Raw genomic sequence first — 23,272 nt, forward strand, 5'->3', positions numbered from 1 at the left:
AGCCTGAACACGGGCACGGCGGTAAACCTGCCCGCTTCTTCAGCCTGCTACTTGACGATGACGATGCTGGTGTTGGCGGCCCCGAAGGTCTCGACCAGTTGGTAGAAATCGGCGGCATTGTCCGGGTGCAGCCGCACGCAGCCATGCGAGGCCGGCTGCCCGAGACGCTTGATGGCATAGGTGGCGTGGACCGCATAGCCGCCGCTGAAGAAGACCGAGTGCGGCATCGGCGCGTTGTCGTATTTCTTCGAATACCACATCTCATGCATGCGGGTCGGCTTGAACGAGCCGGTCGGAGTCACATGCGCTCTGTCACCGGTGGAGACCTTCCAGGCGAAAGTCGGCCGGCCATCGACCGAGATCTCCATGACCTGCTGCGAAAGCGAGACCCGCGCCACGATCTTGTTGGCGGCGTGAGCGGCGTTGGCGCCGAACAGAAGCGCGGCGCCGGTGAGCGTGGCGGCGGTGATGTTGATGAGCTTCGCGGCGATGGTGGTGTGCATGATGTCCCCTCTCTCTGCCGGTCTGGCCGGCTCCAATTCGATGGTGGCTTATCGGCTCCGCATGTTTCGGAGAGATTTCGCGAAATGCTCGTTTGTGTTTCGAATCTGTTTCCTCTGGTTAACGGCCCAAGTCGTCGGGTGGCGCGATCGCTGTCGCCGAACGAGCGGGCAATACAGCACATAGGTATTCAGCCCGAAACGAAAGTTCGAACTTCCCTTAATGAAAGGATAGAGGCGATTTCCCGAAACCAATCTGCAACAAAGCGCGGCTTCAAGCGGCATGAAGCCGATACAGCTGGCCGGCAAGGTTGACGTAACGAAAGCAGACGGCAACGGCCACGGGAACGAAAGCGAACACGCAGTTCTGGTTCTTCAGGATCAGCACGACGGCAGCGGCCATAGGTAGTGTCGGCATTCTTGCCGGCGCCCCTGTGACAAGGCTGGCGATGAGTTCGAGCGAGATCTCTAGCCTGCACGTCGCTCTGTTTTCCGCCTCGGTCTGGATTACCACCAGCGTGCGCATCGCCCGATTGAAGGCCCTCTGGCGGGTTGGCCTTCGGCTGCTGGCATTGCGCGGCCCCTCCGGCAACTTGCTGCCGAGAGGACCGAAGGCCCGCGCCGCTGCGGGGGGCTCCGTGGGCGGCGCGGGCACTTCGGGAGTTTCCCGAGGCGACCCGCGACACATTCATTTTTTGAAGAATTGACATTCTGGGAGTCGGACGATGAAAACGAAATTCGCGGCCTCGGTGCTTTCCGCACTGCTTTATGCGCAGGGCCTGCTTGGCTTTGCCGCCCTTGCCACGGTGCTCCTCAAGGAGCGCGCCCAGGCAAACGAACTCGTCATGAGCAAAGACATGCCATCGGGTCCGTCGCTGCTGGTGGTACGCTGAACTCCGGGAGCATTGGCGAACAGGAAAATCCGATGCTCGGCCAAACCGTCACCGAGAGTGCCCAGCAGTCAGTCGGCGAATTGACGCGGCGGATCGAACCGGTAGCCGGCGCCACGGATGGTGGTGATGGTTTCGGTGTCGAGCTTGCGGCGCAGCCGCACGATGCGCGAATCGATCGAACGGTCGAAGGCGTCGGCGTTTTCGGCCGGCGCCGCCGCGATGATGTCGTCGCGCGTCAGCACCTTGCGCGGACTTGCCAGGAACAGCCTGAGCAGCGCCACCTGGCCGGGCGACAGCTGCTCTTCGGTGCCGGAGCGATGCATGACCATCGCCGACCTCAAGTCGACGGTCGCGTTCTCCAGCACGATCAGTTCCTGGTTGCCCCGGCCGCGTCGCGAAAGCAGGCCGCCGACACGGGCGGCGAGTTCCCTGACATTGAGCGGGCTCTCGACGACATCGGCAGCGCCAAGCTCGAGCGCCAGCACCTTGTCGACGAGGTCGGCCGGCCGGCAGATCAGGATGAAATCCGGTCCGTCCTCGCCGCCATTCCCCTGGCCGCCGTAACGCCGCAGCAGATCCCGGCCATCCGCCTGGCTGAGGCTGTCGCCGACGACCACGACATCGACGCCCTTCCCCGACAGCAACGATTCGGCTTCCCAGGGCTGCCGCGCCTGACGCACGTCATGGCCACGCCGCTCGAGATGATCGGCAAGTTCCGTCGCAATCACGTCGGCGACGGAAACAAGCGCAATGACGGCTCGTGGGGCCATATTCTCCAACCGTTCCCTGGCAACCCGATATGAGTGCTGGACATCATGTTTATACCCAATCTACTTTCCACTGAAAGTGGGAGCGAGAGCATCGTGCGGGCAAGAATTGTCATCGTCGAGGACGAGCCCGACCTGAGGGACGCGGTCGCCGAGTATCTCGACGCCGCCGGCTATGACGTTGCGACCGCGGAAACCGCCGCCGCGGCCCGCATTCTGATCGAGACGCAGCCCTTCCATCTGGCCATCCTCGACATCGCCATGCCGGGCGAGGACGGACTGTCGCTCGGCCGCTGGCTGCGCTCGAGAATGCCGATAGGCATCATCTATGCGACCGCCGCCGGCACCGCGCTCGACCGCATCGTCGGGCTGGAGCTCGGCGCCGACGACTATATCGTCAAGCCATACGAGCTGCGCGAAGTGCTGGCGCGGGTGCGCAGCGTGCTGCGCCGTGTTCCGCAGCCGTCTGAACTGCTGGACAGGAAAGCCAGGACGGATCGCCGCTCCGTTGCCTTCGGCCCCTTCCAGGCCGATCTCGACGGCAGGTTGGTGACCGGCGCCAATGGCGCGGTGATCGACATGGCAAAGAGCGAATTCGACGTGCTCGAGGTTTTCCTGACGCGTGCCAACCGGCTGCTGACCCGCGCCGCGATTTCCGAGGCGATCGGCTTCACCGAGGATCCGGAATCTTCGCGCGCGGTCGACATTCGCATCATGCGTCTGCGCAAGAAGATCGAGACCGACCCTGCCAACCCGAAATTCCTGCGGACGGTGCGCGGCGAAGGCTATATCTTCTCGCTGCCGACCGGCGACGGCAACTGAAAGCCAGGCCTACAGTTTCAGGTTCTCAGCCGTGGCTCGCCGAGCGAATTGGGCCGAGCGAATTGGCAGGACTTGGGAATAACGGCTGACGATGACCGCTGAAACAGCAAGCACGGATATGCAAGGGCTCAGGCAGGGCGCGGCGATGGCGGCGGTGCGCGTGGTTCGCCGGCTGCGCGAGGCCGGCGACTGGCAGCGCGAAATGGACGGCATACTGGAAACGCTGTGCCGCGCCATCGAATGCCAGCGCGGCATCCTGTTCCGCTTGCGCGAACTGCCCGGCCAGGGTTTTGCCCAGTCGGTCGCCGCCTATTGGATCGATCCCGACTTCGGCGGAGAGCTGGCGGCGCCGACCGTCATCATGCAGTCGATCGTCAATTCGGATCCGCTGCTGGAGCGGGTGGCCGAGGACGAACGCCAGGGCAAGATCTTCGCCGGACACACGCGCGATCTCGAGGGTTTCCTGAGGACCGACTTCGAAAAGCAGAACATCAAGTCGTTCCTGTCCGTGTCCGTCTTCGCGCATGGCCATCTGTGGGGCACGCTGGCGGTCAATGACTGCGTCGACGAGCGCGAGTGGACCGACGAGGAAGAGGCGACGCTGCATATCATCGCGCTCGCCATCGGCGACGCCATCGAACATTCGCTCTCCGACGCCCATGCCAGCGAGGTCATCCGCCGCACGATGCTGCAGGCCTCGCTGGACGCCATCATCGTCATCGACGAAGCCGGATCGATCATCGAATTCAATCCAGCCGCCGAAAAGATGTTCGGCTTCCAGCGCAGCGACATCCTCGGCAAGGATCTGCTCGACACCGTCGTGCCGGAATACTACCGCAAGGGCTATACCTCGGGCGCCGACTACATGTCGGGGCGCGGCGCGCCGATGGTCGGCCAGCGGCTGGAAACGGTGACGCAGAATGCCGCCGGCGAGGTGTTTCCGATCGAGCTGACGGCGACCGAGATGCGCGTCGGCGACCGTCGCCTGATCTTCGGCTCGATCCGCGACCTGCGCGACAGGCTGCGCGCCGAGGAGGAAATCAACCGGCAGCGCGAAAAGCTGCACCAGAACGAGAAGATGGCGGCGATGGGCTCGCTGCTGGCCGGCGTCTCGCACGAGCTCAACAACCCGCTGGCGGTGGTGGTCGCGCAATCGACGCTGCTGCACGAATTCGCTTCCGACCCCCAGACCAAGGTTCGTGCCGAGAAAGTCCGCGCCGCCGCCGAGCGCTGCGGGCGCATCGTCAAGAGCTTCCTGTCGATGGTCCGCCTTCATCCGGCGGCACAGGCCGAAACCGACCTCAACCAGGTGATCCGCGCCGCTCTCGAGGTCACCGCCTATGGCGCACGATCGAGCGGCATCATCATCGACACGGATTTTGCCGCTGGCCCGCTGCTGGCCATGGCCGATGCCGACCACGTGACGCAGGTGGCGGCGAATTTCCTCATCAACAGCCAGCATGCGCTGGCCGGTGTCGCCGGCGACCGGCTGATCAAGGTACGGACGTTCCGCGGCGACCTGGGCAAACCCGGCTTTTCGGTCGAGGACAACGGGCCCGGTGTGCCAGAAGTCATCCGCTCCCGCATCTTCGAATCTTATTTCACCACCAAGCCAGTTGGCGTCGGCACCGGTATTGGCCTGTCGATCTCGAAGTCGATCATCGAGCGGCACAATGGCAATGTCTGGTTCGAGGAAGTGTTGCCGAGAGGCGCGCGTTTCGTCGTCCAGCTTCCGGCCATTGAAGCCGGCATCGCTGCCGCCGGCGAGAACCAACCGCGCTCGAGTGGCCTGCGCCATGCCCTGATCATCGACGACGAGCCTGACGTCGCAGGATCGCTGTCCGACATTCTCGAATTGATGGGCATCAAGTCGCGGGTCGCGCTCGTCTGGGAATCGGGCGCCGCCACCTTGAGCGGCTACATGCCGCCGGACATCGTGTTTTCGGACCTGCGCATGCCTGGCATCAGCGGCATCGCCATCTATCGCGAACTGCTGGCCGAAAGGCCTGATCTGGCGCGGCGTTTCGTGCTGGTCACCGGCGACCTGATCGGTGCGAAAGCGGAGATCGAAGCCTTGCCGGCGCAGCAGCGGCCACAGATCCTCGAAAAGCCGTTCAGCACGCTCGATGTTCGCAGCGTGCTGTCCGCCATTGCCGAACAGGCGACGGTCAAAGGATAAAAAAGTGGCCCCCGGCGGATTGCGCCGCGGGAGCCGAATGGAGCGCTGGAGGAGCGCTCGGGGAGGTCAGGACACGATCCCGAGAGGGAACCGGTTCGGGATCATGCCTCGACGGAAATCAGAAAACGTTCGGCGTATCGGTCAACGGTGCGGCGTTGGCGATCATGCGGATGGCGCGGTTCTTGTGCGTACCGGACTGCTGGGCAATGGCGCGCAGGCAATCCACGCTCTCGGCGCCCCAGGACTGGCCCTTGCAGGCGAAGTCGATTGCGCGCATCGGCAGGCGCGCGGTCTTGATGGTTGTCGGCGCGCCATCGATGGCGTTGGCCGGCGGGTTCAGCGAAGCGAAGGCCGGCCCGACCGTCGGCGTAAGCGCCATGCCGAGGAAGGCGCAAGCAGCCAGCCCCATGAACATGGCCATCGGGTGGTCGCTGGCGCGTTGGCGTAACGCCAGTTTCCGGCGGCGGTCAGCGCGCTGCGGAGCCTCAAGGCGGTGGTCGCTGCTGATGGTCTCGACTTTCGCATACATTGCCTTCCCCTTCGCTGAGTTTCTTTTTGGTGATGAAACGAACCTAGCCGCACTTTGTAACGGCGCAAAGGTGACGCGAGCCTGGCAATGTAACCGAAACGAAACATGGTTCCGGGCAAAATCGGGCAAAAACGGTCACAACCCGGCCACACGCTCGTCGAACAAAGGTTCGCGCCGCCGGTTTCGGGCCCGATCCGTTCCAGAGCGCCGCTGCAGCGCGGGCAGAGCCGGCGAGGCCATTTTGATCCCTCGCGACAAGCCTTGTTCGTCCGTCGGCACGCCATACGGAGTCGAGCCGGGACAGCACCCTGGAAACCATCACTAACACCCGGATTCTCAGGGATTTTCCCGGCCAACAGCCCAATCGGATTCAAGCGGGAACGGCGCTCGAATTTCAGTGAAAAATCAGGACGATTTTCGCAAGCCATTGCATTTTAATGCAAAATATGCTTTTATTGAATGATTATTCAATAAAAAGAAGAGACTTTTATGAACCCGCACCTTCGTGACGTGGCGATCCCCAACGATTGGGACCGGCGGGGACTACCGGGCTGGAGTTACCATTCCGATGCCCTTCTCGAGCTTGAGAAGGAACATGTCTTTCGCAACCACTGGCAGATCGTCGGACATGTCTCCGACGTACCCAACGCCGGCGACTATCTGACCATGGACGTGGTCGGCGAGCGTGCCTTGATCGTGCGCGGCAAGGATGCCGTGGTGCGCGGCTTCAACAACATGTGCCGCCATCGCGGCAGCCGCGTCGTCGCCGACAGCCAGGGCAATTGCAAGAACGCGCTGGTGTGCCCGTTCCATGGCTGGGTCTACAATCTCGACGGCACGCTGCGCGGCGCCGCGCGCCCGCGCTCTTTCCCCGATCTCGACAAGACCGAGTTCGGACTGATGCCGCTCGATCTCGAAATCTGGATGGGTTTCATCTTCATCCGTTTCCGCAATGGCGGGCCGCAGCCTTCGGTCGCCGAACTGATGAAGCCGATCGAGCCCGAATTCGCGCACTACAAGGCCGCCGACATGGTGCCCTCCTGGGGCATCTGGACCCAGAAGACGCCGGTCAACTGGAAGTCGGTGCGCGATGTCGACAATGAAGGCTATCATGTCGCCATGGCCCATCCTGCTTTGCAGGATCTATATGGCGCGACCTATTTCGACGAGCCGTTCATCAACGGCGTGTCGCGCTCCTTCGCCACCTACAACCCGCATGCCGGCCGCCGCTGGAGCGTCCGGAACTACGTCAAGATCGCGCCCGAGCCGACGCATCTGCCCCACTATCTGAAGAAGGCCTGGGTCTATTACGGCATCTTCCCCAATGCGGTCATCTCGGTGATGCCGGAATCGGTGCAGTTCTACCAGGAGTTTCCGCTGTCGACCGGGCAGACGCTGCTGCGCGGCGCCATCTACCGCTACCGCGACGAGAGCCGCGAGCAGGCCGCCGCCCGCTATCTCTCCTTCCGCATCGACCGCGACACCATGTCGGAAGACGTGCAGCTCTCGGTGTGGTCGAACGAATCCATGCTGTCCGAAGCCTTCGAGGGGTTTTACCTCTCCGACCTCGAATATGGCGTGCGCACCCACCACGACCACCTGCGCAAGATGCTGCCGGTGCTGGGCCTGGAGACAGCGCCGGAGGAGAAGGACATGTGGAACTTGAACGACGCGCTCAGGTCGCGTTCGTAAGATGCTGACCGCGAAGCGAGCGTCCCTCTCGCCCGTTCTACGGGAAGGGGATGCCGGCAGGCAGGTGAAGGGCAGCCTTGCGGAATTGCATCGGGTAGGCAACGAGATGCGGATGCGAACAATCGCCAACGCTGGCGCCGCCTCTCATCCTCCTGCTGGCACCCTCGCCCCGTGAAACGGGGAGAAGGGACGAGCTTCACCCCCGCCACACGCCCTCTTTCCTGAGATCGTCCATGGTGCGCGAAATGCCTTCGCGCAGGATGGCGACCATGTCGTCGATCTGCTCTCGCGAAATGATCAGCGGCGGCGACATCACGCACATGTTGATCAGCGGCCGCACCAGCAGGCCGAGCTCGTGGCAATGCGCGTCGATGCGTTTGCCGACATCCTTGTCGAGCTGCAGCGGATCCTTGCTTTCGCGGTCGGCGACGCATTCGACGCAGCCCATCAGCCCGACGCCACGAACTTCGCCGACCAGCGGCAGCTCTTCCAGTGTCTTCAACTGCGCCTGGAAATAGGGCGCGACCGCCTGCGTGTGCGCAAGCACGCCCTGTTCCAGCAGGTCGAGGTTTTTCAGCGCCACGGCGCAGCCGACGGGATGGCTGGTGTAGGTCAGGCCATGGCCGAACAGGGCGTCGGGATGGTTCGAGCGGCGCAGTTCCTCCAGCAGCCGTTCCGAGATGATGACGCCGCCGAGCGGGAAATAGCCCGAGGTGACGCCCTTGGCGAAGGTGATCATGTCGGGATCGATGCCGAACACGTCGCCCGAGGCAAAAACATGGCCAAGCCGGCCGAAACCCGTCACCACCTCGTCGGAGACATAGAGGATGTCGTTGTCGCGGCAGATCTGGCGGATGCGCTTGAGATAGCCGTCGGGCGGCACGACGACGCCGCCGGAGGCCTGCACCGGCTCGCCGACGAAAGCGCCGATCTTGTCGGCGCCGACGCGGGCGATGGTGTCGCGGAACTGGTCGACAAGGAAATCGGTGAAGGCGGCAAGGCTCATGCCGTGCGGGCGGCGGAACGGATCGGGCGAAGACAGCTTGATCACCAGTTCGTCGGCGCCGTCCATCCAGTCGCGGTCGCGCGGGCGGCCGTTGAGCGAGGCCGACAGATAGGTCGAGCCGTGATAGGCGCCGCCCCGGCTCAGGATCAGCTTCTTTTCCGGCCGGCCGCGCACATTGTTGTAGAACTGCATGAAGCGCAGCGCCGTCTCGACGGCCGAAGAGCCGCCGGTGGTGTAGAAGACGTGGCTGAGATCGCCGGGCGCATGGCCGGCGATGCGCATGGCAAGCTCCGCCGACGGCGCGTTCATCGTGTACCACGGCGTGTTGTAGGACAGCGCCATCGCCTGGTCGTACATCACCCGGGCCAGCTCCTCGCGGCGGTGACCGACATTGACGCACCACATGCCGGCAGGCCCATCGATCAGCCGCTTGCCGGTGCTGTCGGTAATGTAGATCCCGTCGCCCTCGCCGATCAGCGCGCGCGCTTCGGCACCGACGGAACCGGCATAGGGCCAAGGCTGGATGAGGTGTCGCTTGCCCAGCTCGATCGCATCATCGCCGCCATGCGCCGCCATTTCAGTCGCCTTCAGGTCTCTCACCGCCGCCATTCTCGCCTCCATACCGCCTGTCAATCTTTTCTCGGACTTAAAATCGGCGCAAATGCCGGAAATGGCGGCTTTCTTCACCTGCTTTTTGAATGTCCATTCAATCAATATCTCAGAAATAGCGCTTGATTTCAATCGACGGATGCGCGCATGATGAAAGAAAGCCGGCAAGCTAGGAATGCGATCAGCAAAAGTGGTCACCGGTTTTGCGTCCGATCGCGCTCCGAAACCAAAATGGGAACACAGCCGGCGCCAGCACAATGGGATGCCGCATGGCGGGACAGTCCAGGCCAGCAACCGAGATCACACCCGGAGTCCTGCCCTCCGGAGTCTTGCTCCCCCGAGTCCTGCCCCCTAGGATCTGGCAATGACGGCGGCCGCGGAAGGGTCGCCTCCGTTGCGCATGACGCGGGCCAGACGAAATGCCCTTCTGCAATCCGAACCCGTACAGGGCTTTGCGCTGATCAGCCCAACCTTTCTCTATGCGCTCATCCTGCTGGTCCTGCCGATCCTGGTGGTCATCGCCCACTCCTTCTGGACGCAGCACTACCTGACCATCGACCGCACCTTCACGCTGGAGAACTACCGCGTCGCGCTGACCGAGCCGATCTACCGCGATCTGTTGTGGCGCTCGCTCTACATCTCGCTCACGGTCAGCCTGTTCACTGTCGTCCTGGCCTACCCGATCGCCTATTTCATTTCCTTCCATGGCGGCCGTCACAAGAGCCTCTGGCTGTTCCTGATCACCATCCCGTTCTGGACCAGCTATCTCCTGCGCGTGATGTCGTGGAAGGTCATTCTCGGCTACAACGGAGTCTTGAATTCCGGCTTGATGGGCCTCGGCGTCATCGACGAGCCGTCGACCGCGCTGCTCTACAATTCGAGCGCCGTCATCATCACCCTGACCCATGCCTGGGCGGCCTTCGCCATCCTGCCGATCTTCGTCTCGCTGGAAAAGGTCGACCGCACGCTGGTCGAGGCGGCGACCGACCTCGGCGACGGTCCGCTGCGTTCGTTCCTGCGCGTGACCTTGCCGCTGTCGGCGCCGGGCGTCATCTCGGCGGCCCTGATCGTCATGATCCCGACCGTCGGCGACTATGTCACGCCCAAGCTCGTCGGCGGCAAGGACGGCGTCATGATCGCCAACGCCATCCAGGCACAGTTCGGCAAGGCCTCCAACTGGCCGCTGGGCGCCGCCCTTTCCGTCACCACCATGGTGATCGTGACGCTGATGGCCGGGGTCACGGTGCTGATCATTCGCGCGCTGCAGAGGATGGCACGATGACGGCGGTGCGGCGCTTCCTGTCCAGCGGCTGGCTGTCCGCCTATGCCTTCCTCTATGTCGCTTTCCTCTATCTGCCCGTGATCTTCCTGCCGATCTTCTCGATCAACACGGCAGCGACGCCGAAGTTTCCGCTCTCCGGCTTTACGCTGAAATGGTATGAGGATCTGCCCAACACCCCGGCCCTGCTCGACGCCGCCTGGAACAGCCTGAAGGTCGGCGTCTGCGCCTCGGTTCTCGCCACGGTGCTCGGCATCCTCGCCGCCCGCTCGATCACCCGCTACCGCTATCCCGGCCGCCGCACCATCAACGGCCTGATCATGGCGCCGCTGGTACTGCCCGAAGTGATCGTCGCCATCTCGATGCTGCTGGTGATGCTGCAACTCGGTTTGAGCCTCTCGCTGTTCACCGTGGTGCTCGGCCACGTGTTGATCTGCATTCCCTATTCGATGACGGTGCTGACCTCCGGCTTCGAAGGCTTCGACCGCAGCCTGGAGGAAGCCTCCGCCGATCTCGGCGAAAGCGCCTTCGGCACCTTCCGGCGGGTGACGCTGCCGATGGTGGCGCCGGCCATCATCTCCAGCCTGCTGGTCTGCTTCACCATCTCGCTCGACGAATTCATCATCGCCTTCTTCCTGACCGGCACCGAGGCGACGCTGCCGATCTACATCTGGGGCCAGTTGCGCTTCGCGGCGAAGCTGCCGGGCGTGCTGGCACTGGGAACGCTGCTTCTGGTTGCCTCCTTCCTGCTGATGACCATCGCCGAAATCCTGCGTCGCCGCGCGGCCAGACGCACCCAGAACGAGGGAGGCCTCTATGCCTGAGCGGACGCAGCGATCCATGATCGAGATCCGCAACGTCACCCGTAGCTACGGGGCGTTCAAAGCGCTGGATGACGCTTCGCTGACCATCAGGGAAGGCGAGTTCTTCTCGCTGCTCGGCCCGTCCGGCTGCGGCAAGACCACGCTGCTGCGCATGATCGCCGGCTTCGACAATCCGACCAGCGGTTCGATCGCGGTCGGCGGCCAGCCGATGGAAGGCATCCCGGCCAACCGCCGGCCGACCAACATGGTGTTCCAGAGCTACGCGATCTTCCCGCATCTCAATGTCGAGCAGAACGTCGCCTACGGGCTGAAGCGGCTGAGGCTGCACGGCGAGGAGAAGCGCCGCGTCGAGGAAGCGCTGGCGCAGGTGTCGCTGACCGGGCTCGGCAAGCGGCTTGCCACCGAACTCTCCGGCGGCCAGCGGCAGCGCGTGGCGCTCGCCCGCGCGCTGGTGATGCGGCCCAAGGTGCTCTTGCTTGACGAGCCGCTGTCGGCGCTCGACAAGAAGCTGCGCGAGCAGATGCAAGTCGAACTGCGCCGCCTGCAGCAGGCGGTCGGCATCACCTTCGTGCTGGTCACCCACGACCAGTACGAGGCGCTCGCCATGTCCGACCGCATCGCCGTGATGTTCGGCGGCAGGATCGCGCAGGTCGCTTCGCCGAAGGAAATCTACCAGCGGCCGGTCAACCGCCAGGTCGCCGACTTCCTCGGCGGCATGAACTTCGTCAAGGCCGAGATCGTCGAGGAGAACGGTGCCTCGCTGGTCGTCGACACGCTGGGCTTCGGCCGCGTCAAGACCGACAAGCCGAAGGCTTTCGTGCGCAATGGCGGTGGCGCCACGCTGGGTATCAGGCCGGAGCGCCTGCGCGTGCTGTGGGACAATGCAACCGCGAAATTCGAGGTCGCCGGCAAGGTGGTCGAGCGCCACTATTTCGGCGAGATCACCCATCTGATCGTCGAGATACCGGGCCTCGAAAAGCCGCTGTCGGTGACCGAGACCAACGATTTCGGTGCCGACGACATTCCGGTCGGCACCCCGATCCGCCTCGCCTACGACCCCGAGGCCCTGGTGGCGATGTCGGACTGAAGCGCGGCCGCGATCTTCCTGGCAGCGATGCGCCCCGCCACGATCGCGCCCTCGACATAGCCCGGAAATGACGGCGACAGTTCCGACGCGGCGAAATGCACCGGCGGCGCGCCGGCAAGGATCGTTCGCTCGGCGTCCCTCGCCGTCACGTCGACGACGAGATCGCTATAGGCGCCGCCGCTCCAGCGGTCATGCGTCCAGTCTCGCCAACTGAAATCGATGACGGCGCCGGCATCCGGGCCGAGGGCTGCCTCCAGGCGGGCGGTGACTTCCGCGCGCAGCCTAGGCTCGCCAAGATCACGCCAGCGCAGCGCCAGCGGGCCGCCGATGAACACGACGAGCGCGGCGTGGTCGACATCCTTGCTGGCGTCGCAGGCAAACAGTCCCGGCAGGTCGCGCCACATCACCATGCCGCACAAGTCGCGATCACGCCAGAACGGCCTGGCATAGCGCACCAGGATCTTGATCACCGCGCCGCTTTCCCACACGCCAAGCGCCTTGTTGAGGACCGCCGGCAAGGCAGGCGCGAAATCGAGCTTTGCGGCCGTCGCCGGCGGCAGCGCGACCAGCACTTGTCGCGCCTCTATGGCGCCGCTGGCCGAGACGATACGAACCCCTTGCGGGCCGTGCTCAATGCGCGTGACCGGTTCACCGAGCCGCACCTGGCCGCCCAGATCGCCCGCCAGATCGTCGGCCAGCGATTGCATGGTGTCGCGCAGGAAATACTGCAGCTCCGGCACCTCGTTGGTGATGCGCCGGTCATTGTCGATCAGATGCCAGAGCGGCACCTGGTCCAGCGCCAGGCACCACAGGCCTTCGATCATCGAACGGAAGGCCACCCTGGCATCGGCCGGATCGTGCTGGCGGGCAAGCCAGTCGGCGACGGTCAGTCCGGCAATCGAGGCATCGTCGGGATCGATCCTGTTCATCCGCTCGCGGATCGCCATCGCGCCATGATAGGTTCGCTCGGCCTCTTCGATCGACATCGACGGATGGGTGATGAAATCGCCATTCACATAGGTTTCGACGAAGGCCTTGCCGCGCGCCGCGGCCAGCGCAGTCACTTCCGGCATGTCTTCGCAGAAAAACTGTCCGCCACTGTCGATCCGTTCGCCAAGCCCGTTGCCAACAGCTTCGACCCTGCCGCCGACGCGGTCGCGTGCTTCCAACAGCAGGAAATCGATGCCGGCCTTCTTCAGCTCGAGCGCTGCCGACAGGCCGGTGAAACCGGCGCCGACGATGATGACATCGGTGCTTTCCAATTCGCTCGTCAATAGCCGGCCTTGATCTTCTCGAACTCGGCGACCATGCGTTGCTTCAGTTCCGGCGCCACCGGCTGCTGGAACAGCGTCTTGTCGAGAAACTTGTCGAGATTGTCGAAGCCGCGGTCGGTCAGCACCTTGTGGTCGATCGCGGCCATGCCGGCGCCGTTGCCGTGGCCATAGCCGAAGGTCTTGACCAGATAGTCCGAAACAGCGGGAGCGTTGACCGCGTTCAAGAAGTCATAGGCCTCATCAAGCTTGCCGGGCGCATCCTTCATCATCACATAGCCGCACACCCAGGTCGAAATGCCTTCCTTGCTGTCGCGGTTCATGGCGATCGGCAGGCCCTGCCCCTTGAGCGTCACATAGGTCTCGTTCCAGCCCCAGACGAGATCGACCTCATTGCCGATGAAGGCCTGGTTGAGATCGGTGTCGTCGGTCCAGTAGAAACGGATGTTCTTGTGCACATCGCGCAGGAAGGCCGACGCCTCCTGGAACTGCGCATCGGTCATCTTGGTCCAGTCCTTCAGCCCGATGACCAGGCTTGCCAGCGCATAGGCATCGTCGACATTATCGCCGATGGTCACGCGCCCCCTATATTTCGGGTCGGCGAAGATCCTGAGCGACTGCGCCTCGCCGGCTGTCACCTTGTCGGTGCGGTAGAGCAACGACGTGTTGCCCCAGTCGAAGGGCATGAACCAGGCCTTGCCATCGGCGGTGACGGCAAGGTCCTTCATCGCCATGATGCCGGGATTGAGATCCTTCCAGCCCGCGATCCGGGAGGTGTCGAGCGGCTGCAGCATGCCGGCCTCGCGCCACTTGACCACGCTTTGCGAGCAGGGATGGGCGATGTCGGCCTTGAAGCCCGCCCGCATCTTCTCGAAGGCCTCGTCCTCGTCGCCGAAGAAGGCAAAGGTCGGCTCGGCGCCATATTTGGTCGTGTAGGCCGGGTGCAGCAGCGGGTCCTCATAGCCCGACCAGTCGAACACCACGAGATCGCCACCGCCCTCGGCGAAGGCATGGAGCGGACCGGCACCGATCATGCAGACAGTGGCAAGGGCAAGGCGGCGTAGCACTGACTTCATGGCAAACTCCCCCATCGCGAAAAAAGCTGCTGCGAGGTTAGGAGAATTCGGCTCTCTTGGCGAGCCCGTCCACCCGCCATCCCGGCGCGTGGACGGAGAGCCGAAACCGGCTCAGTAGCCGGCTTTGATCTTCTCGAACTCAGCGATCATCTTGAGCTTGAGATCCGAGGGAACCGGCGACTGGAACAGGGTCTTGTCGATGAATTTCTGCACGTCGTCATAGCCCTTTTCCTTCAGGATCGCCTGATCGACGCCCGCCATCCCCTTGGCGTTAGCCTGGCCGTAGCCCCAGTCCTTGACCAGCACCTTGGCGGTCTCCGGATCGTTGACGGCGTTCAGATAGTCATAGGCCTTGTCGATATTGCCGGGCGCATCCTTGAACAGCACATAGCCACAGACCCAGGTCGAGATGCCCTCATTGGTGTCCTTCTTCGACTTGATCGGCACGCCGGCCGCGACCGACTGCACCGTCGCATCGTTCCAGGCCCAGGCAAGGTCGACCTCGCCGCCGCTCAGCAGTTGAACGACGTCGGTGGTGTCGGTCCAGTAGGAGCGCACGTTCTTGTGCACCTGGCGCAGGAAGTCGGACGCCTGCTTGAACTGGTCGTCCGTCATCTTGGTCCAGTCCTTGACACCGATGGCAAGGCTCGCCAGCGCATAGGCATCGTCGACATTGTCACCGATCGACACCCGTCCCTTGAACTTCGGATCGGCAAACGCCTTCAGCGACTGGACGTCCTTCTCGTCGATCTTGGAGGAATTGTAGGTCAGCTGCGTGTTGCCCCAGTCCCAGGGCATGAACCACGCCTTGCCGTCATCGGTCGTGGCAAGGTTCTTCATCGCCATGATGCCGGGATTGAGGTCTTTCCAGCCGGTGATCTTCGACGTGTCGAGCGGCTGCAGCAGGCCGGCCTCACGCCATTTCGTCACGCTCTGAGAGCAGGGGTGGCCGAGGTCGGCCTTGAAACCGGAGCGCACCTTCTCGAAGGCCTCGTCCTCGTCGCCGAAGAAGGCGAAGGTCGGCGAGTCGCCGTTCTTCTCGACATATTTCGGGTGGAAGCTTGGGTCTTCATAACCAGACCAGTCGAACACGATCAGATCCTTGTCGGCGGCGATCGCCAATGCCGCGGCCGAGGCCGCCAGCGTTCCCGCCAGCGCGAGCGTCAGCGTCAGGCGTCTCGTCAATGTCTTCATTGCTGTTCCATCCTCTGTGGTTTTCTTATGCTTTGGTCGCGCCCTTCAGCGGGTAGTGCTTCGGGAAAGCAGCCGACAGGAATTCGTTGGCCGCCAGCAGGGCGGTTTCGCGGGTGGTGTCCTCGGTCCCCATCATCAGTCGCAGCCACAGCCCCTCCAGCATGGCGCTGAGCGCCAGCGCCATCACCTGCGGCTCATAGGCATACGAGCCGCTCTGCTTGAGCGTCGTGCAGAGATCGATGAAGACCTGCTGGTAATAAGCGTCGCGCGAACTGCTCAGCGCCTGATAGGTCGGCCGCGACTTGGCCTCGCCCCAGAAGGCCAGCCAGGCTGCGAGCTTGCGCTTGTTGCAGATCGAGCGGTCGAAGTCGGCCCACACCAGTTGCTGCAGCTGCCGCGCCGGATCGTCGCCTGCCTTCTGCAGGGAGGCGCGCCAATGCACCGAATACTCGTCATACATATGCTGCAGCGTCGCGATCAGCAGCTTTTCCTTGCTCTCGAAATGGAAGTTGACGATGCCTCGCGAGAGGCCCGCGCCATCGGCGACATCGGCCATCGTCGTCTCGGCGTAGCCGCGCTTGGCCAGCGAATCGATCGTCGCCTCGATCAGCTGCAGCCGACGGACCTCTTTCGAGGCCTTGCGGCCGCGCTTTTCGGCATCGCTCTTTGGCGCCGTTTCAGCGAGAATGTCCCCGGCTTCGGAAGTCTTCATGGGTGTGACGGTCTCCAGCATTGCCGGCTATCCAGCCGGCTTCCAACCGCGCAGATGAGTGGGACGGTGCTCGCCACTGTCAAGCACCTTCTGCATGGCTTCCCAGGTCGTGATGTTCTTGTCGACATAGGCCGCGCCGACCGCGGCTGCGACCGGCGCATAGAGTGGTCCTTTCAGCCTTTCCAGCTCGCCGCGCGCCACTTCGCGATACCAGGGATTGCGGTCCCTGATGGTGACATCGGCAAAGCCTGCACCGCGCATCGCCTGTGCATAGCGCGCCGGCGATGCCATGGCGAAGGACAGCCCCTCGGCGGCGACATACGCCTTCATCTGGGGGGACGGTTCGCCGTCATGCCCAATCATCCAGTTGGAGGCCGCGAAGACACCGCCGGGCTTCAGCACGCGGAATATCTCGGCGAACAAGGTGTCCTTGTCAGCCACATGCAGCAGTGCGTCCTTGGAAAAAACGACATCGAAGGAGCGCTCGGCGAAAGGCAGCGGTCCCGGCGGCGCCTGGATGAAGCTGGCGCGCTCCGTGAGCCCCCGCGCGGCGGCTCGCCGTCGAGCCGCGTCGATCACCGGCTGTTCGACATCGAAACCGGTGGCATGGACGGCGCCATGGCGCTCGACCAGATGCAGCGTGATGCCGCCCGAGCCGCAGCCGATATCGAGGATCGTCCTGCCCTCAAGCGAAAGGCCTTCGATCACCCGGTCGACCTCCTCGGGTCCACCCGGCGACAGGTAACCATCACCCCACAGCGCCTCGAGGAAGCGGATGGCGGTGTCGTCATACTCCGGCTCGGCATCTGCCGTTTCGATCATTCGATCCCCAATCGATGAATGCCCGTTTCGAACGTCGCAAAGCGTAGCGCATGCCAAGGAAAACGCAACATCATTTGTTGAACATTCATTCAGTATGACTGGACAGAATGGCCGATGCCGTGCCAAATTCCGCGCAATCGGGAACAGATCACGCAAAAATGAACAGCGGGTCGAACGTGAGAATTAAGCCAAAATGAAAGCTTGGGATGCGATCATCATCGGCGGCGGACACAACGGGCTGGTCAACGCCTGCTATCTGCAGCGCGCCGGGCTCGACGTGTTGGTGGTCGAGAAGAACGACTGGGTCGGCGGCGCCGCCACCAGCCGCGAGTTGACCCCGGGCTTCCGCTATTCCAACTGCTCATATGTCTGCTCGCTGTTCCGTCCCGAGATCATGCGCGACCTTGAACTGCCGCGCTTCGGCCTGCAGGTCATCTCCTACGAAGGCGGCGCGGTGTTCACCCGCGACGGCGACTACCTCGCCAATTACCGTGACCACGATGCCCATCGGCGCGAATTCGCCCGCTTCTCCAAACGCGACGCCGAGGCCTATGACCGCTACGCCCGCGATGTGACGCGGCAGTGCCGCTTCATCCAGCCGCTGTTGATGCGCACCGCGCCCGACCCGACCAGCCTCAAGCCACGCGACCTCGGCGAGCTGCTCTATCTCGGCAAGAAATTCGCCGGTCTGTCGGCGGAAGAAATGGCGCTGACGCTGCGCTTCTGGACTATGTCGATCTCGGAGTTCCTCGACGAATATTTCGAGACCGATGTCATCAAAGCGAACTTCGCTTTGTCCGGCATCATCGGCACCGCGCTCGGGCCGATGTCGCCGGGTACGGCTTACGTGCTGCTGCACCACTATATGGGCGAGGTCGACGGCTCGGTCGGCGCCTGGGGCTATGCGCGCGGCGGCATGGGCGCAGTGACCAAGGCGCTGGCCGCTTCATTCAGGGCCTCGGGCGGCACCATCCGCACCGGCGCCGAGGTCGACCACGTGCTGGTGAACCGAGGCAAGGCCAAGGGCGTGGTACTGGCCGGAGGCGAGGAGATTTACGGCAAGCTCGTCGTCTCCAACGCCGATGTGAAGCGCACTTTCCTCAAGCTGGTCGAGGAAAAGGAGCTGCCCGACATTTTCCTGCGCCGGGTGAAGAACTTCAAGATCCGCGGCTCCTCCGGCAAGGTCAACATCGCGCTCGATTCGCTGCCGGAATTCCCGGCCTTGCCGAAAGATTCGCCGGTCTATCGCGGCGACATGCATTTCACCGATTCGATGGAGCGCATGGAGCGCGCCTATGACGACTGGAAGGCCGGTCGCTGGTCGGCCGATCCGTTCCTCGACATGGTGATCCCGACAACGCTTGACCCGACCATGGCTCCCCCTGGCAAGCACTTCATGAGCTGTTTCGTGCAGTATGCGCCGCCGAAGGTGAATGGCCGCGACTGGACCGACGCTGACCGCGACGGCTTCGCCGAAAGCGTGATCGCGCAGATCGCCGAGTACTCGCCGGGTTTCCGTGACCGCATCGTCCATATGGAGGTGCGCACGCCGCGTGAGATCGAGGCCGAGGTCGGCCTCACCGAAGGCAACATTTTCCAGGGCGAACTGACCTTCGACCAGCTTCTGTTCAACCGCCCGGTGCCCGGCTACGCGCAATACCGTTCGCCGCTCGGTGGCCTCTACATGTGCGGCTCCTCCACCCATCCCGGCGGCGGCGTGATGGGTGCGCCCGGCCGCAACGCGGCGGCGGAAATCCTGCGCGATCTCGCCAAATCGACCTCGCATATGAGCCCGGCCCATGACGTCATTTGATGCAATCGTCATTGGCGGCGGCCACAACGGCCTTGTCGCCGCCGCCACGCTGGCAAAGGCTGGCCGCAACGTGCTGGTGTTGGAGGCTGGAGCCGAGATCGGCGGCGCCGCGCGCACCGAGGAATTCGCGCCCGGCTTTCGCGTCTCGTCAGTCGCTCATCTGCTGAACCGGCTGCATCCCGACGTGATAACAACGCTGGAGCTGGAGAAGCACGGGCTAAGAATTCTGCGCGCCGACTTCATGCCCTCGGTTGCTCTGTCCAGGGATGGCCCGCCACTTGTCCTGCATGGCGCCTATGGCGAGGTGCTGACCGGCGCCAGTTCCTCCGAGCAATCGGCCTGGAAGGAATTGCGCGCGCAGCTGCTGCGCTATGCCAGCATATTGAAACCTTTCCTCTCCCGCCGCGCACCCGATCTTGCCGGCATGTCGCTACTGGAGACCGCAGCCCTCGGCCAGGCCGCGCTGGCGCTGAAGAAGCTCGGCAAGGAAGACATGCGCGATTTCCTGCGCGTGCTGTTGATGAACGTCGCCGACCTGCTTGACGAACAGCTCACCGATATTAGGCTGAAAGGCCTGCTTGCCTTCGACGCGACGCTCGGCAGCCATCTCGGTCCACGCTCGCCGACTTCGCTGCTTGGCCTCTACTATCGCCTGGCCGGCGAGACCGGCGGGGTAGCCGGTGCGCAGATGCTGCCAAAGGGCGGCATGGGTGCGGTCGTCACCGCCATTCGCGCTTCGGCGGAGAAGTCCGGCGTGACAATCCGCACATCGGTTCCGGTCGCAAAAATCATTGTCGAGAACGGCCGCGCCATCGGTGTCGCGCTCGACAATGGCGAGGAGCTGCGCGCCAGAACAATCGTCTCCGCCATCAACCCGGCGACCACCTTCCTCGATCTTGTCGGCCCGCGCCAGATCGACACCGGCTTCGTGCGCAAGGTGAAGAACATCCGCATGAAGGGCGATGCGGCCAAGCTCAATCTGGCGCTCGACCGGCCGCCGCAATTCACCGGCGTCGATGCCGCCGGCCACAAGGGCCGCCTGGTCATCGCACCCTCGCCCGATCATGTCGAGCGCGCCTTCAACCCGTCCAAATATGGCGCGTTCTCGCCCGAGCCGGTGATGGAAATCACGCTGCCCAGCCTCGCCGATCCGTCGCTCGCGCCGGATGGCGGCTGCGTGCTGTCGGCGGTGGTGCAATATGCGCCCTACGCGTTGAAGGAGGGCTGGGCTGCCGGCAGGCCGAACTTCCTCGAGGCTGTCATGATGCAACTCGAGGCTTACGCACCCGGCATCGGCAAGAGCGTCGTCCATGCCGAGCTCCTGACACCGGCCGACATCGAGGCGCGTTACCGCATGCCCGGCGGCCATTGGCACCACGGCGAATTGCAGGCCGACCAGATGCTGATCTCACGCCCCGTTTCCGGCTGGTCGGGCTACGACACCCCGCTCGACGGACTGTTCCTGGCCGGCGCCGGCTCGCATCCCGGCGGCGGTGTCTCCGGGGCACCCGGGCTCAATGCCGCGCGGCGTATCATTGCGATGAAGGGGTAGGCATGATTTTTCTATTCACGGAAGTCCAGCCCTGCGGCGAAGGATCGCCATCATGAACCATCAACCCACCATCACCCCATCCGCCGATCGCATCGCCGCGCAATCGCATTTCCGCACGCTGCGCCTCGGCACATCGTTCCAGCCGCGCCTCGATGTGCTGGCCAAGACCCAGGACTGGTACAATTGGGCCGGCTACCGCGCGCCGCATTCACTGTGGGACGAGGAGCTCGAATATTTCGCCATCCGCAGCCAGGCGGCGCTGTTCGACATTTCGCCGATGACCAAATACCGGATCGAGGGGCCGGACGCCGAAGCTTTCCTCAGCCGCGTCACCTTGCGCGACGTGACGAAACTCAAGCCCGGCCGCGTCCACTATACGGCGTGGTGCGACGACGCGGGTTTCGTCCTCGATGACGGTACGCTGTTCCGGCTTTCGTCGACTCGCTTTCGGCTCTGTTCGCAGGAACGGCATCTGCCCTGGCTTCTCGACAGCGCCATTGGCTTCAGCGTTACGGTCGAGGAAGAAACCGAGGCCGTCGCCGGCCTTGCGCTGCAAGGGCCGACCTCCTTCGCCGTCCTGCGCGATGCCGGGTTCGTCGGCGTCGAGAAACTCAAGGTGTTTGACCTCGCCGATTTTCCCCATGACGGCGGTACCGTCAGCATTTCGCGCACCGGCTTCACCGGCGATCTCGGCTACGAACTGTTCGTGCCGGCCGACGGAGCGCTGAGCCTCTGGGACCGGCTGATGGCGGCGGGCGAACCGCGCGGCATCCGCGCCATCGGCTACACCGCACTCAATCGTGCGCGGCTCGAGGCCGGGCTGATCGTCGCCAATGCGGACTTCACCACAGCCGAGCACGCCATTCGCGCCGACCGCTTGCGCATGCCGGACGAGATCGGGCTCGGCTTCATGATCGATCCGGAAAAGGGCCATTTCAACGGCCGCCGTGCCATTCTCGAGGCTCGCGCTAAACGCAAGCTCCGCCATGTGCTGGTCGGGCTGGAGATCGAAGGCAACGTCCCGGCCGAACACGCCATCGTCTACCACAAGAAAAGCCAGGAGGTCGGTCTGGTCAGCGCCGCCATGTGGTCGCCGATGGCCAAGCGCAACATCGCCATCGCCTCGCTGGCGCGGCCCTACGGTGATACTGTCGTGGAGGACCTGTGGGTCGAGATCTACGCCATGCGCGAGCTGCAGTACCAAAAGCTGATGAAGCGGGCCAAGGTGGTGGCGCGGCCCTTCATAAAACTCGGCCGCCGCACTGCCAATCCGCCGGCGGATTTCTGACCGTGGCCGACGAGACAGACGAGCAAGAAGATGCGGAAGCCGCCGAGCAGTGGGAGCTGGTCAACACGCCGCTCGGCGAGAAATGGTCGGGCCGGACGCGTTATGCCGCCGCCATGTACTTCTACAAACGCGGCGAGATGAGCGCCGAGACGCTCGAAGTCTATCGCATCTGCGCAAGGCTCGATTCGGAAAACCCGCTGCCGATCATCAGGGATCGCGGGATCGGCAAGGACTGGCTGAAGCGCATCGGCTTCGAATAGGTCGTTCAGCCTATCGTTCTTTCGAGCATGCTTAGCCAGTTGCGGTAAGCGATCTTCTCGATCAGCGCGCGCCCGAAGCCGCGCGCGGCCAGCGCATCGATCAGCTTCGGCAGGCCGGCCACATCTCCGATGACTGCCGGGATCATGGCGCCATCGAAATCCGAGCCGAGACCGACGCCCTCCTCGCCCAAGGCCTGCAGCAGGGAATCGACATGGCGCACCATGATATCGAGGCTGGTGTCGGCATTCATGCGGCCGTCCTCGCGCAGGAACCCGGTGGCAAAGTTCAGCCCGACCATGCCACCGGACTCGCGGATCGCGCCGAGCTGCCAGTCGGTGAGGTTGCGCGAATGGCCGCAGATCGCATGCACGTTGGAGTGCGTGGCGACCAGCGGTGCATCACTAAGCGCAACCACGTCGCGAAAGCCTTTCTCGTTGAGATGCGAGAGGTCGATCATGATCTTCAGCTCGTTGCAGGCCTTGACCAGAGCCTTGCCGGCATCGGTCAGCCCGGGCCCGGTATCGGGCGAAGAGGGAAAGCGGAATGGTACGCCATGGCCAAAGGCATTCGGCCGGCTCCAGACGATACCGAGCGAACGCAGGCCCGCGGCATGCAGCACGTCGAGCATGGTGAGTTCGGGATCGATCGCCTCGACGCCTTCGATGTGGAACACCGCCGCGATCGTCTCGCGCGCCATGGCGTCGCGGACATCGGCGGCGCTGCGGCAAACGGCAAGCGCTCCGGCCCGTTCCAGCCGAAACAGGATCGAGGCCATCGCGATCGTCGAGTTGAGCGCATCGGTGCGCGGGACTTCCGGAGGCAAAGGCTCGCTGTCGCTCGGTGCCGAGGGTACGGCGCTGCGCCTGGCTTTCTCGACCGGCGGCGGGAAGATGGCGAACATGCCGCCGGCAAAGCCGCCGGCCTTGGCGCGCGGCAGATCGATGTGGCCGCCCGATTTCCCCTCGATAAACAGCTTTTCGACGTCCGTGTCCTTGGACTGATACAGCCTGAGCAGCGTGTCGTTATGGCCGTCGAAGACGGGGACGAGATCGGATGCGGTCATTGGGGATCATTCGGTTCGTTTGTCGGCGCGGGA

22 protein-coding genes are annotated in these 23,272 nt (G+C 63.6%); 11 read left to right on the forward strand and 11 right to left on the reverse strand.

Annotated features, from left to right (window positions below; translation table 11 throughout):
* Positions 1-47: 47 nt before the first annotated feature.
* Together LB577_RS11475 and LB577_RS11480 are read right to left on the reverse strand one after the other, a co-directional pair.
* Complete coding sequence (locus LB577_RS11475) at positions 48-503, reverse strand: L,D-transpeptidase (protein ID WP_224686794.1); 456 nt, start codon at positions 501-503, stop codon at positions 48-50.
* A 271-nt stretch (positions 504-774) separates the two neighbouring features.
* Positions 775-1,026: a hypothetical protein gene (locus LB577_RS11480; RefSeq protein ID WP_224686795.1), complete on the reverse strand. Its 252-nt coding sequence runs from the start codon at positions 1,024-1,026 to the stop codon at positions 775-777.
* Positions 1,027-1,225: 199 nt separating this feature from the next.
* Between LB577_RS11480 and LB577_RS11485 the strand changes: the two genes are divergently transcribed.
* Positions 1,226-1,393, forward strand: coding sequence for a hypothetical protein (locus tag LB577_RS11485; RefSeq protein WP_023763782.1), 168 nt, complete (start codon positions 1,226-1,228; stop codon positions 1,391-1,393).
* A 68-nt stretch (positions 1,394-1,461) separates the two neighbouring features.
* Here the strand turns inward: LB577_RS11485 and LB577_RS11490 are convergent, their stop codons facing one another.
* The gene (locus LB577_RS11490; protein WP_023763781.1) at positions 1,462-2,163 is read right to left on the reverse strand and encodes a response regulator transcription factor; all 702 of its coding nucleotides are present in this window, start codon (positions 2,161-2,163) and stop codon (positions 1,462-1,464) included.
* A gap of 45 nt (positions 2,164-2,208) precedes the next feature.
* Here LB577_RS11490 and LB577_RS11495 point away from each other — a divergent pair, with 45 nt between their 5' ends.
* Positions 2,209-2,982: a response regulator gene (locus tag LB577_RS11495; RefSeq protein WP_224686796.1), complete on the forward strand. Its 774-nt coding sequence runs from the start codon at positions 2,209-2,211 to the stop codon at positions 2,980-2,982.
* A gap of 91 nt (positions 2,983-3,073) precedes the next feature.
* A complete protein-coding gene (locus LB577_RS11500; RefSeq protein ID WP_224686797.1) occupies positions 3,074-5,161 on the forward strand; it encodes a PAS domain S-box protein in 2,088 nt (695 codons plus the stop codon).
* Between the two features lie 118 nt (positions 5,162-5,279).
* Here the strand turns inward: LB577_RS11500 and LB577_RS11505 are convergent, their stop codons facing one another.
* Positions 5,280-5,690 (reverse strand): hypothetical protein, encoded by a 411-nt coding sequence (locus LB577_RS11505; RefSeq protein ID WP_224686798.1) that lies wholly within the window; start codon positions 5,688-5,690, stop codon positions 5,280-5,282.
* A 489-nt stretch (positions 5,691-6,179) separates the two neighbouring features.
* Here LB577_RS11505 and LB577_RS11510 point away from each other — a divergent pair, with 489 nt between their 5' ends.
* Entirely contained in the window at positions 6,180-7,382 is a 1,203-nt protein-coding gene (locus tag LB577_RS11510; RefSeq protein WP_224686799.1) for an aromatic ring-hydroxylating oxygenase subunit alpha, read from the forward strand.
* Positions 7,383-7,578: 196 nt separating this feature from the next.
* Here LB577_RS11510 and LB577_RS11515 read toward each other — a convergent pair whose 3' ends face one another.
* Positions 7,579-8,997 carry an aminotransferase gene (locus LB577_RS11515; RefSeq protein ID WP_224686800.1) on the reverse strand — a complete coding sequence of 473 codons (1,419 nt, stop codon included), beginning with the start codon at positions 8,995-8,997 and terminating at the stop codon, positions 7,579-7,581.
* 364 nt (positions 8,998-9,361) lie between these two features.
* On the opposite strand from LB577_RS11515, the gene LB577_RS11520 reads away from it, so the two are divergent.
* Genes LB577_RS11520 through LB577_RS11530 form a run of 3 tightly spaced genes read left to right on the forward strand, consistent with a single transcriptional unit; the run spans position 9,362 to position 12,187 of the window.
* Entirely contained in the window at positions 9,362-10,279 is a 918-nt protein-coding gene (locus LB577_RS11520) for an ABC transporter permease (protein ID WP_224686801.1), read from the forward strand.
* Positions 10,276-11,100, forward strand: coding sequence for an ABC transporter permease (locus tag LB577_RS11525; RefSeq protein ID WP_140573285.1), 825 nt, complete (start codon positions 10,276-10,278; stop codon positions 11,098-11,100). Before LB577_RS11520 ends, LB577_RS11525 begins: the two co-directional genes overlap by 4 nt.
* Before the next feature lie 16 nt (positions 11,101-11,116).
* Positions 11,117-12,187 (forward strand): ABC transporter ATP-binding protein, encoded by a 1,071-nt coding sequence (locus LB577_RS11530; RefSeq protein ID WP_224686903.1) that lies wholly within the window; start codon positions 11,117-11,119, stop codon positions 12,185-12,187.
* Here LB577_RS11530 and LB577_RS11535 read toward each other — a convergent pair.
* From LB577_RS11535 to LB577_RS11555, 5 genes are all read right to left on the reverse strand, one after another.
* Positions 12,151-13,461 (reverse strand): flavin monoamine oxidase family protein, encoded by a 1,311-nt coding sequence (locus tag LB577_RS11535; protein WP_224686802.1) that lies wholly within the window; start codon positions 13,459-13,461, stop codon positions 12,151-12,153. The genes LB577_RS11530 and LB577_RS11535 overlap by 37 nt on opposite strands.
* Complete coding sequence (locus tag LB577_RS11540; protein WP_224686803.1) at positions 13,458-14,534, reverse strand: extracellular solute-binding protein; 1,077 nt, start codon at positions 14,532-14,534, stop codon at positions 13,458-13,460. The genes LB577_RS11535 and LB577_RS11540 overlap by 4 nt, the downstream gene beginning before the upstream one ends.
* Positions 14,535-14,645: 111 nt before the next feature.
* Positions 14,646-15,728 carry an ABC transporter substrate-binding protein gene (locus LB577_RS11545; RefSeq protein ID WP_224686804.1) on the reverse strand — a complete coding sequence of 361 codons (1,083 nt, stop codon included), beginning with the start codon at positions 15,726-15,728 and terminating at the stop codon, positions 14,646-14,648.
* Between the two features lie 25 nt (positions 15,729-15,753).
* Entirely contained in the window at positions 15,754-16,440 is a 687-nt protein-coding gene (gene betI, locus LB577_RS11550; RefSeq protein ID WP_411969240.1) for a transcriptional regulator BetI, read from the reverse strand.
* Between the two features lie 27 nt (positions 16,441-16,467).
* On the reverse strand, positions 16,468-17,262 hold the full coding sequence (locus LB577_RS11555; RefSeq protein WP_224686806.1) for a methyltransferase domain-containing protein: 795 nt from the start codon (positions 17,260-17,262) through the stop codon (positions 16,468-16,470).
* 193 nt (positions 17,263-17,455) lie between these two features.
* Between LB577_RS11555 and LB577_RS11560 the strand changes: the two genes are divergently transcribed.
* From LB577_RS11560 to LB577_RS11575, 4 genes are read left to right on the forward strand one after another with little or no spacing between them, the layout of a single operon-like run.
* Complete coding sequence (locus tag LB577_RS11560) at positions 17,456-19,075, forward strand: phytoene desaturase family protein (protein WP_224686807.1); 1,620 nt, start codon at positions 17,456-17,458, stop codon at positions 19,073-19,075.
* Positions 19,062-20,627, forward strand: a complete 1,566-nt coding sequence (locus LB577_RS11565; protein WP_224686808.1) for a phytoene desaturase family protein — start codon at positions 19,062-19,064, stop codon at positions 20,625-20,627. Before LB577_RS11560 ends, LB577_RS11565 begins: the two co-directional genes overlap by 14 nt.
* Positions 20,628-20,679: 52 nt before the next feature.
* Positions 20,680-21,915: an aminomethyltransferase family protein gene (locus LB577_RS11570; protein ID WP_224686809.1), complete on the forward strand. Its 1,236-nt coding sequence runs from the start codon at positions 20,680-20,682 to the stop codon at positions 21,913-21,915.
* A gap of 2 nt (positions 21,916-21,917) precedes the next feature.
* Positions 21,918-22,175, forward strand: coding sequence for a hypothetical protein (locus LB577_RS11575; protein WP_224686810.1), 258 nt, complete (start codon positions 21,918-21,920; stop codon positions 22,173-22,175).
* Between the two features lie 5 nt (positions 22,176-22,180).
* On the opposite strand, the gene LB577_RS11580 is transcribed toward LB577_RS11575, so the two are convergent.
* A complete protein-coding gene (locus LB577_RS11580; protein WP_224686811.1) occupies positions 22,181-23,239 on the reverse strand; it encodes a dipeptidase in 1,059 nt (352 codons plus the stop codon).
* Positions 23,240-23,272: the final 33 nt, after the last annotated feature.

Origin of the sequence: Mesorhizobium sp. B283B1A (assembly GCF_020165735.1) — a bacterium.
GTDB classification, from domain to species: Bacteria; Pseudomonadota; Alphaproteobacteria; order Rhizobiales; family Rhizobiaceae; genus Mesorhizobium; species Mesorhizobium opportunistum.

Excerpts from the sequence above, each read along its gene's own strand:
- LB577_RS11525 (WP_140573285.1), top strand. The coding sequence starts at position 10,276 with ATGACGGCGGTGCGGCGCTTCCTGTCCAGCGGCTGGCTGTCCGCCTAT.
- LB577_RS11530 (WP_224686903.1), top strand. The coding sequence starts at position 11,117 with ATGATCGAGATCCGCAACGTCACCCGTAGCTACGGGGCGTTCAAAGCG.
- LB577_RS11500 (WP_224686797.1), top strand. The coding sequence starts at position 3,074 with ATGACCGCTGAAACAGCAAGCACGGATATGCAAGGGCTCAGGCAGGGC.
- LB577_RS11480 (WP_224686795.1), bottom strand. The coding sequence starts at position 1,026 with ATGCGCACGCTGGTGGTAATCCAGACCGAGGCGGAAAACAGAGCGACG.
- betI (WP_411969240.1), bottom strand. The coding sequence starts at position 16,440 with ATGAAGACTTCCGAAGCCGGGGACATTCTCGCTGAAACGGCGCCAAAG.
- LB577_RS11520 (WP_224686801.1), top strand. The coding sequence starts at position 9,362 with ATGACGGCGGCCGCGGAAGGGTCGCCTCCGTTGCGCATGACGCGGGCC.
- LB577_RS11545 (WP_224686804.1), bottom strand. The coding sequence starts at position 15,728 with ATGAAGACATTGACGAGACGCCTGACGCTGACGCTCGCGCTGGCGGGA.
- LB577_RS11570 (WP_224686809.1), top strand. The coding sequence starts at position 20,680 with ATGAACCATCAACCCACCATCACCCCATCCGCCGATCGCATCGCCGCG.
- LB577_RS11505 (WP_224686798.1), bottom strand. The coding sequence starts at position 5,690 with ATGTATGCGAAAGTCGAGACCATCAGCAGCGACCACCGCCTTGAGGCT.
- LB577_RS11510 (WP_224686799.1), top strand. The coding sequence starts at position 6,180 with ATGAACCCGCACCTTCGTGACGTGGCGATCCCCAACGATTGGGACCGG.
- LB577_RS11555 (WP_224686806.1), bottom strand. The coding sequence starts at position 17,262 with ATGATCGAAACGGCAGATGCCGAGCCGGAGTATGACGACACCGCCATC.
- LB577_RS11580 (WP_224686811.1), bottom strand. The coding sequence starts at position 23,239 with ATGACCGCATCCGATCTCGTCCCCGTCTTCGACGGCCATAACGACACG.
- LB577_RS11560 (WP_224686807.1), top strand. The coding sequence starts at position 17,456 with ATGAAAGCTTGGGATGCGATCATCATCGGCGGCGGACACAACGGGCTG.
- LB577_RS11565 (WP_224686808.1), top strand. The coding sequence starts at position 19,062 with ATGACGTCATTTGATGCAATCGTCATTGGCGGCGGCCACAACGGCCTT.
- LB577_RS11515 (WP_224686800.1), bottom strand. The coding sequence starts at position 8,997 with ATGGCGGCGGTGAGAGACCTGAAGGCGACTGAAATGGCGGCGCATGGC.
- LB577_RS11540 (WP_224686803.1), bottom strand. The coding sequence starts at position 14,534 with ATGAAGTCAGTGCTACGCCGCCTTGCCCTTGCCACTGTCTGCATGATC.
- LB577_RS11475 (WP_224686794.1), bottom strand. The coding sequence starts at position 503 with ATGCACACCACCATCGCCGCGAAGCTCATCAACATCACCGCCGCCACG.
- LB577_RS11490 (WP_023763781.1), bottom strand. The coding sequence starts at position 2,163 with ATGGCCCCACGAGCCGTCATTGCGCTTGTTTCCGTCGCCGACGTGATT.
- LB577_RS11485 (WP_023763782.1), top strand. The coding sequence starts at position 1,226 with ATGAAAACGAAATTCGCGGCCTCGGTGCTTTCCGCACTGCTTTATGCG.
- LB577_RS11495 (WP_224686796.1), top strand. The coding sequence starts at position 2,209 with ATGTTTATACCCAATCTACTTTCCACTGAAAGTGGGAGCGAGAGCATC.